We start from the raw sequence: 21,084 nt of genomic DNA on the forward strand, positions 1-21,084 counted from the left end.
CTCTTATCAGCCAAACCTGGGATTTATCAGCCAAACTCCAGCTCTTATCAGCCAAACCTGGAATTTATCAGCCAAACTTCAACTCTTATCAGCCAAACCTAGAATTTATCAGCCAAACTCCAGCTCTTATCAGCCAAAGTACAAGAAATTAATGATAGCTTTTAAGCTATCAACCTCCATCATTCAAAAAAGAAAAAAGACTGGATTAATGCTCCAGTCAAAATTCTGTTTTCTCCCCTTATATAACTAGACTGTCATTTTCCAATTAGATAAAGCTAGCCACTTCTCTTTCTCCTTGTAGTTAGGCATTATCTTCCCAACAAGTCTCCAAAAAGAGCGATCATGATTAAGATGAACCATGTGACACATTTCATGAACAACAACATAATCAATTACCTCAATTGGAGCCATCGCTAACCTCCAATTGAAGGTTAATTGGAAATTAGAATCACAAGTGCCCCAATTAGTTTTGCTATCCGTAATCCGTATCGACCGAGGCTTTGTTTTAAAGTTACTTTGATAGAAGGAGACCCTCTCTTCCACTAAAGACTTACTTTGCTGATAATAATACCTTTTTAATAATTTTTTTATTTTTTTCTTATCATACTCTTTTATATAGATACACAGCTTGTCCTCTTCGAATTTAACCTGTTCTTGGACAACCGCCATTTCTTGGATAATATGAATAGGATATGTATTACCTAAATAAAGAAATCTCTCTTTATTCTCATATACCTTTTTCTGTGGACCTGCCATTCTTGTCTGCATTTCTTTTATTCTGGTTTGAATTTGGTTCCAATTTTGCTCTAGTACTTGATGGACATATTCGTCTGGTGTCTTTTTGGGAGCCAAAATTTCAATGTTTCCATAGCCATCCATTGTTATTCCAATGGAGGTACGATTTTTATATTTTATTTCATAACGGATTGTTTCCCCTAAGTAGGTATGTAGCATATCGTCACTACCTTTACTTATCCTCTGTATTTAATAGCTAATCCCTTTAAGAAGTTTCTGGCGAAATTATCTAAACATACTTTATAGTTTTTATGGCCTTCTTTTCTTAAAAAAGCTCCTAATTCTCCTTTGGACACATTTAACCCCGCTTTTTTAAATATATCAATCATATCCTCTGTCGTTAATGACAGCGCAATTTTAACTTTCTTTAATAAAATGTTATTAACACTTGTATTGTTTTTTATCGATGATTCAGGTGTGTTTGGTTGTCCTGGTTTTGGCTCTTGCTTTCCTCGCTTATAAATAATAAAGCCATTTAAAAAGGAATCTAACATACTATTTGTCAATTTGATTTGATCATCATTTTCTGCCTCTTCATCTGTCTTCTTCAGTATTCTTACTACTTCAGGTACAGAAACCTCTTTTCCCCCAAGCTTAAAAATTTCTGCCATTTCACTATTTTTTATTTCTAACGCGTATCTTAAACGAATTAAAATATCATTATTTTCCATGATTTTACCTCCATTTTTCAAAACAACTATATGCTTTTCATCTACCTTCAGTAGAGTTCTAGTGTTAATCATAAATAATTATCCTTAAAAAGTATAGTACCTCTAGATCACAAAGGAGCTTCTACTAATAATTAAATAGTCATCAGCTTGCTCTCTGAAAGTGCATAGCTAACCACTAGGCATATCCCAATTCAAAAAGAAATGCATACTGCTTCCTTTCCTTAAACAAACAATCCCTTTCTAACAAAAATAACCCAATTTCTTGGGCTAAATGAATTTTAATTAGGGAGATTATCTAACTTAGATATCCACTTATAATACAGTAATAAAATATACAAAAGTACCGGATCAACCATTACAGAAATCCACACATTCCACCATCCGTAATGAAAATATCCCCATGGCTCTGGTAAAAGTGTAATGACCTCATAAATTAAAATCCCTATCGTCCAGCAGGCAAAATAAATCAAACGTTTAATAAATGATTTTTTAAACGGATACCAATTTAGGAAGATAATATTCACAGGTGGCACAAGAGCGAGATGTGGAAGAAGCCCTATCCATTCAATCGCATCTTTATCAAAATACCAGTAACCATGGTATTTAAAAGATATATAAATATCAAAGCCCGCTTGAAATGCAACGGTAAAGGCCCAGATGCTTACCATTTGAGCTTTTGTTACATATTTGTTTACCTTAAATGCAAAAATATTGACCCCAATAATAGCGATGAAAAGTCCAATCATTTGTTTATTTCCTTTTTTATTAGTTATCCCCATAAAGAAAAAAATCATTCCAATCGTTTTCCTTTTTCATCTATAAAAGCTAAAACCTAGAAAAAGAGTATTCCCTAGGTTTTAGCTTTCTATTTATACTAGATAATACGGAAAACGAATGATGGTCGTCGTTCCATGATCCTTTAAGCTTTTAAAATTTAGCTCGCCATTATATTTTTCTACTATATTAAAACAAATCATCAAGCCAAGACCGGTTCCTTTTCTTTTTAAAGAATAAAAAGGGGTTCCTAGAAAGGCAATTTCTTCTTCTGACATCCCTTTTCCATAATCGATGACATTTATGACAACAAAATCTTGCTCTCTTTTTGCCGTTACCTTTACTAAATCACCATATTTAGAAGCCTCAATAGCATTTTTTATAATATTAATAAACAATTGCTTTAATTCAATGATGTTTGCAGAAACAATACAATCATCTGTCACATTCAATTCAATTTGATTATCGTGTAAATGTCCATATGAATGCAGTAAATCTGTTACACTCTGAAGGACAGCTTTAACATCTACGATTTCTGTTACTTTTTCTTGTTCCGGTTTCGCCATCGTTAAAAATTGAGAAATTACTTCTTCTGCCATATTCAATTCATCGATCATTAATGCAAAATGATGCTTCTGATTAGGAGTAAAGGAATGATCTTCTTTATAAAACTGCAAAAAAACTTTCACAACCGTTAAAGGATTTCTAATTTCATGAGCAACCGCAGCCGCAAGCTGACCAGATGTCTTCAACCTCTCTGAATGCTGAATTTGTTCGTCATATACATGTTGCCGCTTTATTCGAACATTTGTTAAATAAAAAATAAAATAAACGATAATTTGGCTCGCAAGAAAGCTCAATAAATTTCCAATTACATCTTGTTCTATATAGCTATATTGAGATTTTTGATTCACAAAAAGAATGTAAGCAAATAAAAGCAAAATGAAGAAACTATTTAAAAACAAGGAAAAATAAAATAGCTTCGAATTGAAAAATAAAATAGAAAGCACTGGTATAAAACAAAGTAAAATAAAATTAGATCCAGTTTCGGGATATAGAATACACAATGTATAAAAGTAGGTGGAGGCCAATAAGATAATGATTAATCTATAACTATCTGTCCCATTCTTTGGATACAGCAACAAACAAAGAGATAGACAAAATGCCATTATCAGCTGAAATATATATGCCACTCCAAAATCATCTAAGCGGGGATTATAAATAAATAATCCAGCTATAATAATAGCTATCACTGTCCAAACAATAATATAGTATATTTTTCTATTTACATTATTTTTGATCTCTTTCATGAGTACCCCTTCTGCTCTTAATCTTTTTCCATCTAAAATATAACATTTTTTCAGACCAAAGGGGTATATTTTACTATTAACTCTATTTAACACACCTTAATGTTCGATTCTTTAGACTCATTATCACAATTAATTTTCACTACAATAGATAAAGAAAGAACGAATCTGTGATTATTCCATTCGTTCTTTCTTAAACTACTCCCTTTTTTATCCGTTTCACTATACCATTATATGTTTTGGTCTTGCTAAACTCGTTTACTCTTTATGTTTTAGTTTCCATCTATTAAACTGAATCTTTTCATATAAAAATTGAAAGGCATATAAAATTAAAGCTAAAACCGTAAACACATACATTATCTGCATTTTGGATATTCGTACCAAAGATGCTATTCCAAACTTAGTTAAATAAGGTACAATAACATAGGTAAACATGGAATCAAATGCCATATTGATCCCCATATAAGTAAAGAACTTTCCGTATGTCCATTTTAATATCCAAATGGAACCTACAAAAAAGGATCCTAGCATAAACGGAATGTCTCCTGGTATTATTTGATGGATTTTTTCATACCACCACCACCATTTACGTCTTTTAGCAACAATATTTGTCACTCTCACCATCAACGCAATAAACGTGCTTGCAGCTATATATATATCGTTTAAGTGTATTTTTACCTAATAAGGGTACCGTAACCCAAGGTACGATCATCGACAAAATCAACAGTGTCTTGGAATATTTCATTATTTTCATCGTGCCCACCCTTTATCATTCATTAAGATTACTATTCCCCAAAAATCGGATTTTATCTTAATTAAACTTTAAGATAGAATAGAAAATCGCTCTAATAAAGATAATGAGCTGGTTTTTAAATTGCCCGCTGTTTATTTAGAACTCCTAAAGTTTCCTATTGCTTTATATTTATTGCACGGTTTTTCTTTATTCTGTAATTAGTTCATATGCAGATATTTTCTTAATCCTAAGCGAAATAATCATAGAAACAATATAAGCTAAAACCATAATACAAACACAAATAATTACCACACTAGGTAAATGAACTGTGAACTCCAACCTTTTAACGCCAGCATTCGATAATAATAAGGAGAGCATCGGGTTAGTAAAAAAGTAGCCTAAAATACCGCCAAGTATAACAGCTATAGTAATAATCGGCAGAAAACTAATAGATATTTGATTCATTAGTTGAAACGTTGAATAACCGAATGCTTTCAAGACTCCCAACTCTTGCTTTCGTTTAATAATCATCATTTTAATAACTAAATACAAAATCATGACTACAACTAAAATAGTAATGAATGCAACCATCACCATAACAGCATATACTGCAGCAGTATACATACCTGTTTGACTCTCTATATTTTCATCGATATCCAATGTTTCCATTATCTCTTTCCCATACTGATCTTGAACTTTTTTCATAAAGTCTTTATTGGATATCCCTTCTAAATATACATAAAAAGTAGATCCTTTATAGTCTGGTTGTATTTGTTGAATTCCGTCCATTGTTAAGGATGCTATCTGTCCCAAATTGCCAATCGATTGACTAAGCCCTGTAACTAAATAACTAACTGTTCCAGCTCCATACTCTACATTCACGATATCGCCTATTCCTTTATTGATTTGAGCTGATACCATCCAAGAGATAGATATTTCATTTTCGTGTTTTGGCTGACGCCCTTCATAGACGACATTATTCTCTAACTCCTTATAATGATCCGTCACGTTCGTATAAACGGTTTGGCCATCAATTTTCGTAGTAATCGTGTCGAAGATATTCACTTTCCTAACACCATTCATTTGTTCAATATTGCTTAAAAGTTTTCTTGTATCTGTATCAGATTTAACAGCAATATATACATTTGCCGGTTCTGATCCAAATAAGTTAACAAACGCCGATTTATCAGAAGCAATGTTATAATAGAGTATCGTCGAAAAAGCTGTCGCAAAGGTGAGAGCCATCACAATTAAAATAATCATGATATTTTGTTTAGAATTCGTCAACATTGATTTTATAGCAAGAAGAAAATGAAGATTACCTTTTGTAGTTGCCAAAGGAATATGATTTTTTCTAAAACTATGTGTCTGAATTCCTCTACGCAGGGCTGCAACGGGCATAATTTTACGGATACGTAAGGCTGATATTAATGTGACAATAACTACACAAATCGTCACAAACAAAATACTGATTAAGTTAACAACCATCTCAAATCTCTGAGTCCATATTAATCCAGTTAAGGTGGAAATAATTCCCCCAATTAAAGGCATTAAGATATAGGACAAGGCTATTCCTATCACACTAGCGAGAAGAGTTATCAAGATAAACTGCAGAATAATTGATGAAATAATCTGTCTACTTGTATAACCGATTGATTTTAATATCCCTATATTAGTCATACCATCTGCTATATTATTAGAAATACTAAACTTAATAACAATTAATGAAATAATGATAATAATGGCAGCAAATGCTACTAATATGGTTGCGATGATATTAATCGTTAATGTATTGACATTTTTAACCTCTCCCATATCTAAAGCCATTATGAAAGAAATTTCCTCTGCTCGTTGAGTTTCTTGAATATACTCCATAAAGTCATTTTTTAGCTGGGGAGATTTTGTTCGATCATCCAGCAAAACAGACATATTCATCCCTTTTGACTGACTGTCTATTGCTCCTGCAAGTGATCGATAGGAAGTCTCTGGTAACATAAATTTCATTACACCAATGTTATTTGTACCTAACATTGTTGTTTCAAAGAATCCTGCTATTTGGTATTCATACATTTTATCCTGATAAGTGATGGTAAAGTCATCTCCTAAACGATAGGCCCCATCTGTTTTAAAACTGTACGGCACAAAAATATCATTAGAACTAGATGTATTTAACTTTTCAATCATTCTTAAGGCTCCAATAGTACGAGTAGCATCTGCATTAAAGATAATTACGCTATTCGTTAATTCCCCATTGCCAAAATGATAATTAGCAAGGTTCATGTTGATAATCTCTTCTGTCTCTGTTGCTTTTATCCCAGGATATTTTTCTAAAAATTCCTGATAGCTCGTATGATAGCTTTCTTTATCCATAGCAATCGTTACATGAGGATCTTTTAATTGCTCTGCTTTTTGATCAAAAAATGCACTAAGTTGAATAATAACCATTAAGCCAAGATTGAGTAATAGGGTAGCAACTAAAATGAAGATAAATAAAGCACTAGTAGTAGACTTGCTTTTTCTGATATTGGTAATAGCTAGATTCATCAGCTTCATCTTACCACCCCATTTCTGCAAGGAAGTGTTTAAGCTTTTCATGACGCTCAAAATCCTCCTTATCGTCATAAACACCTAAATCGAGGTCTCCACAGATTACTCCATCTTTTAAATATAAAATTCGATTTCCCCGCAATGCAGTTTTCATATCATGTGTTACCAAGACAATACTTTGTCCATCACGATTTATATGGGTGAAGATATCTAACACATTCGTGCTCGATGCTGAATTTAATGCACCAGTTGGTTCATCTGCGAATAGTACTTTCGGCTGGTTAATAATAGCTCTCACAATACCAACTCGTTGTGCCTCACCACCAGAAAGCTGGGTTGGAAATTTAGGCCATGAGCTTTCATTTATACCTACGTGCAGTAATATTTCTTTTGCTTTTTTTAGAAGTTCTTGCTTATTCTTTGTTACTAAAAGACCACTAGCCAATATATTATCCATCACACTCATATTGTCTAATAAATATATTTGTTGAAACACAAAGCCACAGTTACTTCTTCTAAATATAGCTAATTGATCGTTGTTTAATTTAGATAAATGTTTCCCCGCAAAGTTGATTTCCCCCAATGTGGGTTTATCCATCCCACTAATAGCATAAAGGAGTGTGGATTTCCCAGATCCAGAACTTCCCATGATAATGGTAAAGTCGCCTTCCACTATATTGATATCTAAATTTTTTAAAACATGTTGCTGGATTCCCCCACTAGAAAAGGTTTTACATAACTTCTCCGTTTTTATAATGATTTCCATAGTTATCTATTCTCCCTTATTATTTTCAAGCTATAGAAAAAGACTGTAAAGAAGCTTACAGTCTTATCTTACTAAAAGGAGTCTTATTAAATCTTTGTGCAATTCTTAATTAATTCTTAATTTCCTGCAAGCCTTAATTTTAAGGCAATGGTAAAACCATCTTGTCGGTTGTAACAACAAATTTGACCATGCATTTTTTCTATGAAATACTTTGATATATATAGCCCCAGTCCTGAACCACTTTTACCTTCTACATTTCCCCCTCGATAATATTTATGGAACAGCAAAGGCAATTCGTCTTCTCTTATTCCAGTTCCATAGTCCATTATATATAGGCTGAGATAACCTTGATTAATTTGAGACTTAATAGTAATCCTTGTCCCAGCATATTTATAGGCATTACTTATAATATTATCGATCACTTGCTGGATTCGCACAGGATCCATGGAAATAATACATGGTGGAATAGGATCATAGGCGATTTGCTGATCATAATTAACATTTTCTATCATTGTAACTAGTACTTCACTTGACACTTCCGTAATCGAGATTTTTAATTGCTGTAATTCCTCTAAAGTGGCATGGAACATATCAGTTACCAGTAAATCAATTTGCTCTGTCTTTGCTAAAATCGTATTCACCTGTTTCTTTACTTTATCACCGCCAGCTTGTATCAGCATTAACTCACTGACTGCTTTTATAGAAGCAACAGGTGTCTTAATATCATGACTTAATGTCGCAATAAGCTCTTTTTTGCTACGATTAGTTTCATATTCCCTTTGCCGTGCAGCATTAAGCTCCTCACGCAATAAATCAAAGCTTTCTGTAAAAGCACCAAAGTAATTGTTTTTACCCATATTTAATGGGACATCGAAATTGCCTCTCGCTACATTCGCAGCGAAGTGCTGAAGCTGCTGAAATGGCCGGAGCACCGTTCTATATATAAATATTAGATAAAAAAGGCTTATAACCATTAATACAGCCAATATCAAAATAACAGATGTGATTATTTCCCTTTTCATTTGCTGTACAATTTCTTGTTCATCATTATGGATAATTAATTTGCCGACAATATTGTCATTTTGCTGTAAATCTATCACTATATCTCGATTTTTAATTGATTCAAATATATTAGTAAAATGATTATCTGATGTTTGATAAATCACTTTTCCATTATAGTCGAGAATAGAAAATGTTTGGCTGATGTCACTGACGGTTTGTTCATTGATTTCCCCCCAATTTTTCTCGACTGTTTTAGCTAAATCATTAATGGCTACAAGGTCAACATTGGAAACATCCTTGTTCTTTACTACAATAATAGCAAGCGCAATACCGGCACTGAACAGCACTACAATAGTTACAATCAGTAACTTTATTCTCATGGGAGATCCTCGAGAACATAGCCTGTTCCCCATATCGTTTTTATAAATTGTGGATCCTTAGGATTCCTTTCAATTTTCTCACGTAAATGGCGAATATGGACATTTAAGGTGCCATCCCCAACAAATGTATCGCCCCATACTTGTTGAAATAATTCTTCTTTCGTAATAATCCGATTTTTATTTCTTGCCAAATAGGACAAAAGTTTGCATTCCATTGCTTTCAGCTGAATAACAGAACCATTTACTCGTACACGATGTAGATTTATATCTATTTGAATTGGTCCAAATTCCAAAACTTCTTGATGATTCGTAGAACTACTATTCAACCTTTTTAAGACGGCTTTCACTTTTGCTAGTAAAACACTTAGTGTATACGGCTTGTGAATATAATCGTCACCACCAATGTTTAGAGCAATTAGAACATCGTCATCGCTGGAACGGGCACTGATAAATAAAATAGGAACCTCAATTGTTTGGCGGAGTTTTTTACATAAATCAAAACCAGAAGAATCCCCAAGATTAATATCTAGAAGAATAACAGATGGTTCATGCTCCTCTAAAAATCGTTCACAGGCTTCCGCACTTGTCACAAATGATGTTTTGACTTCAAACATATTGAAATACTCACAGGTTGTCTCAGCCAAAGCTATCTCATCATCAACAATTAAACAATCTAATTTCATCCATAATTCTCCTAGAAAAAGATTATCCTAGTTTGCTAACTGGATATTTCTAGTATACATGAGAATTACGAACGCATGGCAATTTCTAGAGAGAAATTAATTTTACCGCTTCACTCTGTCCGCTAACGCTACCCCAATATATAGATGCTTATTAACCACCTCTCCTTATCTCTTGTAAACTGCTTTTTTCCCATCTTTTTTCTTACTATTCCGACTTTTTACTCATTTCTACTATTATTAAAGATTATTAAATAAATTTATGCTATTATATCCTCGTACCAACATTGAAATCGTTTGCATAGTTAAAACTTAATACCTATTAAAAAATGAGGAGGTGAACTTTAATACTTGGTGCAAACGTTTTTACAAATATAGGAGGGATCAAATGATTTTTTTCAAAAAAATAAGTTACTTATTCTTAATTTTCCTTACTATCTTTTCTGGATTAACGTTTCAAGGTTCAAATGAACAACATCAAGTTAAAGCAGAGACTATTAATTTAGAAGAAAACGACTTTTCCTGGGATAATGCAACAGTCTATTTTGCTATGACAGACCGTTTTGCTGATGGGAACACCGCTAATAATAATTCCTATGGAAGACCGCAAACAGATGCAAACGGAAGTAACATCGGTACTTTTCACGGCGGTGATTTGAAAGGGCTTACAAATAAGTTGAACGAAGGTTACTTTACAGATTTAGGAATCAACGCAATATGGATTACTGCTCCCTATGAACAGATCCATGGCTGGGTTGGCGGGGGTAATAGCGGTGATTTCGCTCATTATTCTTACCACGGATATTATGCATTAGATTACACCATGGTAGACCAAAACATGGGAACTGTAAATGAGATGAGAGAGTTTGTTAATAAGGCTCATGAAAGAGGCATTCGAGTAATTATGGATGTTGTCATGAACCATGCTGGATATAATACTATTAAAGATATGCATGAATACAATTTTGGTAATCCAGGAGTACCTGAAACTTGGACACCAGGTTCTGGACAATCCTGGCATGATGTTCATAATTATATCAATTATGATGATGCGAATGCATGGAAAAATTGGTGGGGAGATTGGGTAAAAGCTGGGATTGGCGGCTATACTCAATGTGGGAATGATGATAAAAATATGTGTCTTTCTGGACTTCCTGATTTCCGTACAGATGTTACGCAAGACTTAGGTCTACCTAACTTATTAAAAAATAAATGGAATAAGGAGCAAAATGGATCATACGATTCTTGGATTGTTCCAGCTGCAAAAGATTTACGTAAAAATTTGGGAGTTGCCCCTGCTGATTACATCACTAAATGGTTATCCTCATGGGTAGAAGAGTTCGGAATTGACGGATTTAGAGTTGATACAGCCAAACATGTAGAAATCCACCGATGGAAACAACTAAAAGAAGAAGCCAATGATGCACTTTGGAAATGGCGGGCCAATAATCCAGATGCCCCTGGTGCGCAATGGGATGATGATTTTTGGATGACAGGTGAAGTTTGGGGACACGGAGTAGGAAAAAGTGAGTATTTTTACAATGGTTTTGACTCTATTATTAATTTTACCTTCCAAGGAGAAGGTGCAAATGGTCCAGCATACAATCTAGCATCAATGGAAGATACGTTTTCACATTATGCAAGCAAAATCAATACCGATCCAGATTTCAATGTACTGAGCTATCTATCTCAACATGATACATCGCTTTATCCTAGAGATCGATTAATTGATGGTGGAACTTATTTAATGTTATTACCTGGTGGTATTCAAATATTTTATGGAGATGAAACAGCCCGACCATTCGGTCCAACAGGGTCGGATCCTAATCAGGGAACAAGATCCTCCATGAATTGGGATTCAATTAACGAACAAGTTCTCACTCATTGGCAAAAAATGGGGCAGTTTAGAAATAGGCACCAGGCAATTGGTGCAGGTGAGCATAAGCAAATTGGAAATAGCCCTTATACATTTAGCCGTACCCTCAGCAGCAATGAATTAGACGATCGAGTTGTTGTTGCAGTAGGAGCTAGTGGCAAAACAACGATTGACGTTTCATCTGTATTTAATGATGGAGATAAACTAAAAGATTTCTATACAGGCAATACAGCTACTGTTCAAAATGGAAAGGTTACATTTACACCACATAAGAACGGTGTTTTATTAATAGAACGCGAAGGAGAGGCTCTGCCATCCATTTCCGTAACTCCTAATAGTAGTGAATTTGATACAGAAGAGTTGGAAATATATTTTAGTTTAAAAAATACAGCCGAAGGCTACTACACAGTAGATGGATCCGATCCTAGTGAAAATGGTACTGCATTTGTTGATGGAGAAAAATTATCGATCGGAAAATCTCTAGAAATAGGCGAAACACTTGTCCTAAAACTCTATGCCGAAAATGACTCAGGTCCTGTTGCAAAAGAGTATACTTATAAAAAAATCGCTCCATTGCCGAAAGTCTCTGCTAATCCGCCTGGTGGTACATTCTATGACGACACAGTTGATGTAACCTTGGATTATCAAAATGTTGAAGAAGCATTTTATAAAATTAACGAGGGAGAGCCAGTTGCATATACAAAAGGGAAAACCATCTCATTGGGTGCAGATACCGCGGTTGGGGATGAAATTATTCTTACCTTAACGGCCAAAAATCAATATGGGGAAGCAGAGAAAACCTATACTTTCACAAAAATTGATGGCTTAACTATTTACTTTAAGAAACCAGATAACTGGAGTACACCTCATCTTTATTATTATGATACGGAACCAAAAGTTGATGAACCTTCTTGGAATAACGCACCAAAGATGGAGCATTATAAAGATGATTGGTATGTATATACCGTTAAAGGAACCGAGAGTATGAATGTAATTTTTAAGGATGCTAATAATCAGTGGCCTGGTCCTAATCAGCCTGGATTCATAAGAAGCACAAGCGGATGGTTTGATGGAGAATGGCATGATAGTGATCCAACTGCTCCAGTTGTCCCTTCAGCTCCAAAAAATTTAAAAGCAACGGAAGTGAATGCTAGTTCCGTAACACTAAATTGGGAAGCTTCATCAGCTAACGTGTCTCATTATGCTGTATACCGAGATGCAGAAAAAATTGGAGAAACATCTACTACCTCCTATAAGGATACTGGTGTCAGTCCACAGACAGAATACGAATATTATGTAATAGCCATCAATGATATAGGGAAATCAAAAAGCAGCAATATTATTTCTGTTACAACAACAGAGATTCGCACAAATGAAGTAACGATTTATTATAAAGGTGTTGAGAATCCTTACATCCATTATCAAGTTGGCGATGGAGATTGGACACATCTACCTGGAAAGAAAATGGAGCAATCTAGTATTCCAGCTTACTATGTAACAACCATTCCCTTAGGAGAGGCCGATAAAATAAATGCAGCCTTTAATAATGGTCAAGGAAAGTGGGATAATAACAACGGGAAAAATTACGCTTTTACAAATGGCACCTTTACTATGGACAATGGACAACTTTTAGAAGGGGAACCTCCGTCCACTAATAAAGTAACCATTTATTATTATACTGGATGGAATGAACCTCGGATTCACTATTCACCATATGACGGGCATTGGAGTACATTACCTGGAACACAAATGTCCAAAAGCGATTATCCAGGCTACTTTGTGATTACATTGGATATTGGTACAGCAGACGGTCTAGAAGCTGCTTTTAATAATGGAAATAATTCATGGGACAACAATCAAGGTAGTAACTATCACTTTAAATCAGGGGAGTACATTCTTAAAAATGGTCAAGTAACAAGGGGACACCCATAAAGAAATACTATATAACATAATAATGAACTCTATAGATCAAATGACTAAAAAAAGAGGCTTGCATCTATAGAGTCTTTATTCAAATTGTAGAAATTAAGAAAAACTTCCAATAACCGCACTTATTGTTAGTTTTTAGCTTCTGTTTTTCTATTAAAAAGTAAGAAGTAAAAAGATGATCCCCTATTCAGGGAGATCATCCTCTTTATCAAGGCTATCCTATTTTTAAATACCTTAACGAAAATGTTTAAAAAAACGCTATTTCTTTATTTTCTAATATTAGGGGATTCTGAGTTCTTCCCCTTCTACCTAGTTTTGCTAAGGAAGATAAAAATCACTCGATTAATACCAATTAATTTGTTCTCGAATTTCTTCTCTTCCCAAAATACAAACCAATACCAACTATAAGTAACATAAACCCTGCAACTAAAATATTAAAGTTGTTTGTCGCTGTATCTGGAAGCTCATTAGCTTGAGCTGGAACATTAGAAGACTTTGGCTGTCCTTCAAATACACCATACGTACTAAAGTGATCCGTATAAACGGACACCTTGCCGTTCTTATAGTCTCCACCAATCAATTCCCATTTTCCTGCTTTTTCATTCCAATAATAAACTTTTACAGTTTTAGGATTTTTGACTTGTTTTGGATCAACTTTAAATGTGAGTTTCACTTTATCATCAAATTCATGGTACGTTTTCCCATCAGCTTCTATTGTAAAGTCATAAGCAATAATGGGACCTTTTACTTCCATTTTCTTCACGTTAATATTTACGTTTTCAGCTAACGGAAGAACGGAGGCAGAGATTTGTACTTCTACATTTCCATTACTTACTACAATCGTTGCTCCTGCTTTCTGTAAAGCTTGGACTTGCTCTTTTGTTAATGTAAATGTTGCATTGATTTTGTTATCCAGTTTGATAACAACTACAGCATTATCCGCAATATTTGCAAGGGCAGAATCACTAATCTTATACTTGCTACCATCCTTTATTACTTTCGGTTTAATTTCTTTTACTTTATTTGAGTTACCAGGTTTTTCTCCTGGCTTATTGCCTGGCTTTTCTCCAGGTCCTTGTCCTGGCTCTTTACCTGGTTCTTCACCCGGCTCTTGTCCTGGTTCTTCACCCGGCTCTTGCCCTGGCTCTTCTCCTGGCTCTTCTCCTGGCTCCTGACTCACATCAATAATTCTTCCTTCTACTTCAGTAGGAATTCCCTCGCTTCCAATACTTACTAAATGGTCACGGAAGTTTTCCCAATCAGATAGTCCTAAGTCTGTAACGCGTCCTTCTGCATAAGCTTTAGCAAAAACGTCATAGCCGTCTCCACCTTTGGCAGTAAATGCATTTGTAGCAATTGTGTACATCGTATCATCTTGTACTTCTACATATTTACCAGCTTCATTTAAATAGGAAACAGATACAATTCGCTCTCCTGGTAGTTTTGTTTCATCATATACAACTTTTCCACCCGCTACATGTAAGAAACCACCATTTTCTGTTGGATACTGACCTAAAGAAATTTCAAATGCCTCTTTTAGCTCAGCACCTGTTACATCCATGGTTGCTAATGTGTTGTTAAATGGAAGGACCGTGATTATTTCACCAACAGTGATTGGTCCTTTATCAATTGCTGCACGGATTCCCCCGCCATTTTGCAGGGCCATAATAATATTTTTACCAGTGAACGTTCTTGACTTCTCAAGCATTCCATCAGTAATCAAGTTCCCTAAAATCGTTTCATTCTTGCGGACACTTGGTTTTGTATCATCGCCATTCGTACGTGGACTTTCTAATGCAATTGGTGTGGACACGCCGATTTCCGTTTTTGCCACTTGATTAATTTTCTCTTTAAATGGCTCCAATACTTTAACAGCTTCTTCATCCTCTTCTTGAGCACCGATAGCTACTAAGTGACCGTCATAAGTCTTCACTACATCATTTTCATCAAAAGTTACATTTACAACGCCAAGATTGCTGTTTGAGTTACCAGTTTGAACAATTAGCGTAGGTGTTTCATCCTCGTCTACTATTACTGGTTTCTCCAATGTTGTATGGCTATGACCACCGACAATCACGTCAATACCTACTACTTTTTCCGCAAGAATTAAATCATTATCAATTGCTGCATTATCATCATATCCAATATGGGTCAAGGCAACAATTCGATTTACCCCTGCTTCTTCAAAAGCTTCTACTGCTTTTTCTGCTTCTTTCAAATAGTTTTCAAAAGCAATCGATCCTGGGCTAGAAATATCCGCCGTTTCCGCTGTCGTTAATCCAAAAATCCCAACTTTCTCTCCGTTTACTTCTTTGACAATGCCATTATATATCTTTCCGTTTTCACTATTCGATTCAATCGATTTGTTCTGAAGTCCAGTAAATTTCCCATCTTTCGAAAAATCAACATTCGCACTGACAAATGGGAAGTTTGCTCCCTTAATAAAGTCAGCTAGCGCTTGATGACCTTCTGCAGAAGATCCTAAATCAAATTCATGGTTTCCAAAGGTCATTGCATCAATGCCAAGCAAATTCAGCATCGCTAAATCAGCTTTTCCTTGGAATTCATTAAAGTATAAGGTCCCTGTAAATTGGTCTCCTGCATGAAGGAGAAGGGCATCTGGATTTGCTGCTCTTATTTCTTTTACCGCAGTAACTGTCTTCGGTATGTTATCCAAAGCTGAGTGGATATCATTAGTATGCATAATAGTTAAATCAGGTACTTCTGGTAAATTAGATAAATCAAGTTGAACCATTACTGGATCATGGTCAGATGCTTGTCCAGTTGCTTCCGTAAAGTTGGCGTTAATATGAATCATATCAGCCGTTGTTACATTTGCTAATCTATTTGTTACTAAAATATGGTCTAGTACTTGGTTGTTACCTTGGAAGAAGTAGGAGAAACGATCTTCAGCTGGAACCTTTTCCACCATATTTGTTAAAATCTCACCCTTTAAAGCCTTAAGAGCCGGTGTAAATTCAAAATCATTCATGTCTCCAGTTACAACCACATTTAAGTTAGGGTTTTTGACAAGCCCTTCTTTAATAAAGTTGTTTACTTCTTGGGCAAGCTTGATGCGCTCTGCTTCAGAAGACAGTACAGGCGGCTGGTTAGCTCCCCATAAAGTTTGATCTCCACCTTTAGAATTCAAATGGTTTCCGATTACTACAACACGCTGACCTTTAAATTCGAATTCTGCAGCAAGTGGTTTACGTGTGTTACTAAATGCTTGTGGATTAATAACACCTGGGTTTAATGTAAGGTTCCCTGTTTCCGTCCAACCATTTGCTTCCGTTGCTTTTCCTTTCGTTCCTTCAACCAATGTTACACGTTCAGGGTTGTAAAGATGACCAACACGAATATTGCCACCAGGAGCTCCTCCGTTTGTGTTATTTACAGGAGCCACGTCTATCCATTTATATGCTGGACCACCTGCAGCAACAATTGCATTGATTAAACGTTGATAACTTTCTGATGCATCAGAATTTCCTGAATCAGTTTCTCCATCATTATCCTGAACCTCTACTAACGTAATAATATCAGGAGATTTCATGTTTTCTACAAATGACTTGGCAATTTTAGCTACTTTGGCATCTGGAGTGTTTGCTTTATTGTTAGAGAAATTCTCAATATTGTATGAAGCCACAGTTAATTTATCTTCTGCCGGGACAATATGAGTAACTTCTTGTGTTAAATTGGATTTTGTTAAAGTAGGTAATTCGTTTTTATTAACAGATAATTGATAACCATTACTTGAATAGGTTACGACACCGACAACGTCACCATTAAACTTATCACCTGGCTGGAAATCACCTCCCACATTATCTAAAAAGATTTTTTCTGGATTATAATCGTCTTCAGCAATATTTAATCCACCTTGATTATTTAATGTATTATTCGTCGTGCTTTCCACAATAATAGGTACATCATTCGAATATGGAGGTCCTACTACTAGTGCATCTGGGAATGATACACGCATATATTCAAGAGATTCCCAAAAGTCGATCCCATCTTCATCTGGATCAAAAGATGTCATTTCATCATTATCAATTACTTTGTTTGGAGGAAAAATATCTTTCCCAATAATAAGTGGAGCCGGTAGTTCAGCCGTTCCATCTTTAGTAATGGACGTTGCGGTAATTTGTGTTTTAGACAGATTAGCTCCTCCACCATATTCTGTAACAGTTCCATTAACGGAAACTTTGTCTCCAACAGAAACCCCATGAGAGGACTTGTATACTTCAATTGCTTCAGATGTTTCGATATCTGTATCTGCTCCATCCACATCCTGCATAACAAAACTGCTTGAACCAAATACATGGGTTACAACACCAGTTATGTTCGTAACAGAAGAACCATTATATTCAGAAATATGCCCTTTTCCTTGTATATCATGGATACGGAGATTTTCCGTATTTAGAATTTTAAAAGTAAAGCTAAATACATCACTTACTGTACCATTTGTTACAGCAATTGCTTTAATCGTAGTTTCACCTGTTTTTAAAGCGATTGGCTGTGTGTATTTTACACTTGTTTCAGTTGGTGTAGAACCATCTGTTGTGTAGTAAATAGCAGCATCTTCTAGACCAGAATTCAACTCAACCTTTGTACCAGCTGGAACTACCCCTGGTGTTTGTGTGGAATAAACGGCTGGCTTGTTCACTAAATCATAGCTATTAAGACCAGTAGTTTTTAGATGATACCCCGTTTCATCAATTGATCCGATTCCGGTAAGATGAACTTTATCTCCTTCTTTGTATTGCTTGATTAAGTCATCATAAGTGGAACCTGTACGATTATCGTGAATAACACGTACCTTTTCTCCACTTTCAAATACAGCTTGGAATGTAGCAGTGCCATAGCTATCCTTTGTCATTTCAGAAATTGTAACGTTTTGTAACGTAAGCAATTCACCTTGTGTGGAATCAGTTACTTTCGTAACAGACTGTGCTGCTGGCAGATCATTGTTTGAAGACACGATATCAAGGCTTTCTGGTTCGATTTCCAGTTCATTTTTATATGTCTTCAATACGCCCGTTATTTTTACTTTCTCTCCTGGCTTAACAGATTTAGGACTAGCATATACATACATTCCAGCAGTGGAATCTTGCATATAAAAAGTTTCGCTTCCCCAAAGTCCTGAATTTGTTGTCACAATACCTTCTATCGTAACTGTTTTACCAGTGCCAAGTTCACGAGCATCTGCGATCGAAATAGCAGGTTCTGGTTCTGCAGGTTCAGTTGGCTCTTCAGGAGCAGCTGTACCAAAAGTATGTATGCCAAGATTATCAAAGGAATTAATTCCTTTGTTCGTCCATTCTACATTTCGATCAAAACTATCTTTAATATTTTTGTCACCAGATAAAACATCACTATTTCTAATTAACGTAACGTCTTTAGCAAAATCAGCATTCGAGCCAACTTGGCCAAGTGAATCAATAATAGATTCTCCTTTTAATAGAACAAGAGGATCGTTACCATTAAAATTAATTACCGTCGAATTTTCTAGATTTCCTTTTGCCTTTATTTTTTCATCGGCTTGACCGTGATAAATAACATAAGTTTCGCCATTTTTTAATGTACCGTTCAGTGAGAGCTTATGGGAAATTTTCTCTGCACCATTTGTATGAATTCCAAGGCTGTACTGACTTAAATCAAGATCAGCGCCAGTTCCGTTATATAACTCAATCGCCTTATTAAAGCTGCTTCCCTCGATATATTCTGAGATAATCAAATCTGTAGCTACAACCGTTTCTGCCTTTACATTTAGATTAGCTACTGGTGAGAATAAACTAAAAAGTATAGCAATTATCGTAATAACACTAAGATTCCTCTTATTTCTTCTTTTCATGTTTTTTCTCCTCATATTTTTTAGATTAGCTTCATGATTCGGACGTCTCGAAAGGAGACTATCTTGTTTGAAAATGACACATACAAGATTCTGAAGATGAACTACTAAGGTCCTAGTCCTGTTAGAAAATTATCCTAATAGAATAGTAGTTTTCCATATTTAACTTCCCATCCATAACTTTTTCACAATCCACTGTACCACTGCAAAATTAGCTAGTTTCTTTGTCACATCCTTTTTCTGACAATATAGTTGTAGCTCATAAAATGTTATAGGCCTAAACACCTATACAACTAATCGAAGGATAATAAGTTATATTTTTACTATTAAAATATAACAAACCTATCCGTGAATCATTGTATAATGATATAAATCGCATAACAAGATACATTTTCAAAAATATAAAGAATTTACAAAAAAAATAGAATTTTAATGCTATTTGTCGTCATATGGATAGGTTTTTTAATTTAGAAAGCGTTTCTTGTAACATAAATTCAAAATAAACCCTTTAAAAAGACAAACTTCTTCTTTCTATGTTTCTTGAAACTAGAAAAAAACTAGTAACAAACTCCTATCAACCAGCATTGCTCCATTTCTTAAAAAAATTTATATTTACTTCCTACTAAAAAAAGCTGAATTCTAAAAATTCAGCCCTAAATTGTATCGAATTTTGATATTTAGAAAAATTCACCAAACACTACTTTGTATAATATAAAAAGTGTGATATATTGTAATCTTTAGAGATTACATTCAGTTTGTCGACAAAAAGATATTGGAGAAGTAGAATTGTATTTTCATGCGTTTCTTGGAATATAGCGGGGTGAGGATTCTGTGGATTAGCGAGACATCTTGATGCCCTGCAAGATAAAGGCGTTACGCGGATAACGCGATCCCCATGGAAAGCGAACCCCGGAGCAAAAAGCAAGAACCTGATTCAAAGAGACTAATAAATATACTCTATTCCATCTTCTATTTCCAAATACAGAAGTTTGTTTACAGTCTGATTGTAATCTTCATAGATTACAATCTATCAAGTAGAAATGGAGGTTAAATATGCCCTTTTTATCATTCCTTTTGTTTGTATTAGTTAGCAGCTTTACTCCAGGTCCAAATAATTTTATGGCAATGTCGTTTGCTAATAAATATGGATTTAAAAAAACTATTAAGTTCAGTCTGGGGGTTTCAGCCGGCTTTTTTGTTTTAGCCTTGATGTGTAGTATTTTTAATCTTTTGCTTATAAGTATCCTGCCTATTATAAAGATACCTTTAACTATTTTAGGGGTCGGCTATATTCTGTACTTAGCTTATAAAACACTTACCAGTAAAGGTATCAATAATAACGAAAAAAATGACGAGACGAACAAAAATCTTTTTTTAATAGGTGTTTTAATACAATTTATTAATCCAAAAGGGATCTTGTATGGGATTACAGTTGTATCAACCTTTATATTACCTTACTACACTTCTTACTTTAGTTATTTTATCTTTTCATTATTTTTAGGGATTATCGGATTTCTCAGCTCATTATGTTGGAGTATATTTGGCTCCATCTTTCAGAAGTCATTATCAAAGTATCAGAAGCCATTTAATATCATAATGGCCTTGTTATTAATATATAGTGCCATTTCCATTGTTTTACATTAAAATGCATACATACGACAAGGAGGAGGGTGGTGAATCCCCCCTCCAATTTTCCAAATAATAAAGTGGAATGACCACTTTTTCTTGCTGAACGCTTCCTTCTCTAAAAACAATCGAAAAAATTCATCTATTACC

The 21,084-nt window shown here is 34.8% G+C and carries 12 protein-coding genes; 2 read left to right on the forward strand and 10 right to left on the reverse strand.

Annotation, left to right across the window (positions count from 1 at the left end; all coding sequences use genetic code 11):
• Nucleotides 1-246: 246 nt before the first annotated feature.
• From NST77_RS25520 to NST77_RS25560, 9 genes are all read right to left on the reverse strand, one after another.
• Nucleotides 247-954, reverse strand: coding sequence for a M48 family metallopeptidase (locus tag NST77_RS25520; protein ID WP_095330826.1), 708 nt, complete (start codon nucleotides 952-954; stop codon nucleotides 247-249).
• Between the two features lie 17 nt (nucleotides 955-971).
• Nucleotides 972-1,466 carry a YehS family protein gene (locus NST77_RS25525; protein WP_095330824.1) on the reverse strand — a complete coding sequence of 165 codons (495 nt, stop codon included), beginning with the start codon at nucleotides 1,464-1,466 and terminating at the stop codon, nucleotides 972-974.
• Between the two features lie 278 nt (nucleotides 1,467-1,744).
• Nucleotides 1,745-2,245, reverse strand: coding sequence for a hypothetical protein (locus NST77_RS25530; protein ID WP_341123899.1), 501 nt, complete (start codon nucleotides 2,243-2,245; stop codon nucleotides 1,745-1,747).
• A 90-nt stretch (nucleotides 2,246-2,335) separates the two neighbouring features.
• Nucleotides 2,336-3,550, reverse strand: a complete 1,215-nt coding sequence (locus NST77_RS25535; protein ID WP_303981487.1) for a sensor histidine kinase — start codon at nucleotides 3,548-3,550, stop codon at nucleotides 2,336-2,338.
• 255 nt (nucleotides 3,551-3,805) lie between these two features.
• The gene (locus NST77_RS25540; RefSeq protein ID WP_341123900.1) at nucleotides 3,806-4,171 is read right to left on the reverse strand and encodes a hypothetical protein; all 366 of its coding nucleotides are present in this window, start codon (nucleotides 4,169-4,171) and stop codon (nucleotides 3,806-3,808) included.
• 316 nt (nucleotides 4,172-4,487) lie between these two features.
• Nucleotides 4,488-6,875, reverse strand: a complete 2,388-nt coding sequence (locus tag NST77_RS25545; protein ID WP_341123901.1) for an ABC transporter permease — start codon at nucleotides 6,873-6,875, stop codon at nucleotides 4,488-4,490.
• The gene (locus NST77_RS25550; protein ID WP_163184913.1) at nucleotides 6,835-7,593 is read right to left on the reverse strand and encodes an ABC transporter ATP-binding protein; all 759 of its coding nucleotides are present in this window, start codon (nucleotides 7,591-7,593) and stop codon (nucleotides 6,835-6,837) included. The genes NST77_RS25545 and NST77_RS25550 overlap by 41 nt, the downstream gene beginning before the upstream one ends.
• 116 nt (nucleotides 7,594-7,709) lie before the next feature.
• The gene (locus tag NST77_RS25555) at nucleotides 7,710-8,975 is read right to left on the reverse strand and encodes a HAMP domain-containing sensor histidine kinase (RefSeq protein ID WP_341123902.1); all 1,266 of its coding nucleotides are present in this window, start codon (nucleotides 8,973-8,975) and stop codon (nucleotides 7,710-7,712) included.
• Nucleotides 8,972-9,658, reverse strand: coding sequence for a response regulator transcription factor (locus NST77_RS25560; RefSeq protein WP_341123903.1), 687 nt, complete (start codon nucleotides 9,656-9,658; stop codon nucleotides 8,972-8,974). Before NST77_RS25560 ends, NST77_RS25555 begins: the two co-directional genes overlap by 4 nt.
• 385 nt (nucleotides 9,659-10,043) lie before the next feature.
• Between NST77_RS25560 and NST77_RS25565 the strand changes: the two genes are divergently transcribed.
• Nucleotides 10,044-13,463 (forward strand): carbohydrate binding domain-containing protein, encoded by a 3,420-nt coding sequence (locus NST77_RS25565; protein WP_341123904.1) that lies wholly within the window; start codon nucleotides 10,044-10,046, stop codon nucleotides 13,461-13,463.
• Between the two features lie 349 nt (nucleotides 13,464-13,812).
• Here the strand turns inward: NST77_RS25565 and NST77_RS25570 are convergent, their stop codons facing one another.
• Nucleotides 13,813-19,311 (reverse strand): 5'-nucleotidase C-terminal domain-containing protein, encoded by a 5,499-nt coding sequence (locus NST77_RS25570; RefSeq protein WP_341123905.1) that lies wholly within the window; start codon nucleotides 19,309-19,311, stop codon nucleotides 13,813-13,815.
• Between the two features lie 1,050 nt (nucleotides 19,312-20,361).
• On the opposite strand from NST77_RS25570, the gene NST77_RS25575 reads away from it, so the two are divergent.
• Nucleotides 20,362-20,952 (forward strand): LysE family transporter, encoded by a 591-nt coding sequence (locus NST77_RS25575; protein WP_047941680.1) that lies wholly within the window; start codon nucleotides 20,362-20,364, stop codon nucleotides 20,950-20,952.
• Nucleotides 20,953-21,084 lie beyond the last annotated feature (132 nt).

Source organism: Niallia sp. FSL W8-0177 (assembly GCF_038006285.1).
In the GTDB taxonomy this organism is placed as follows: domain Bacteria; phylum Bacillota; class Bacilli; order Bacillales; family Cytobacillaceae; genus Niallia; species Niallia circulans_A.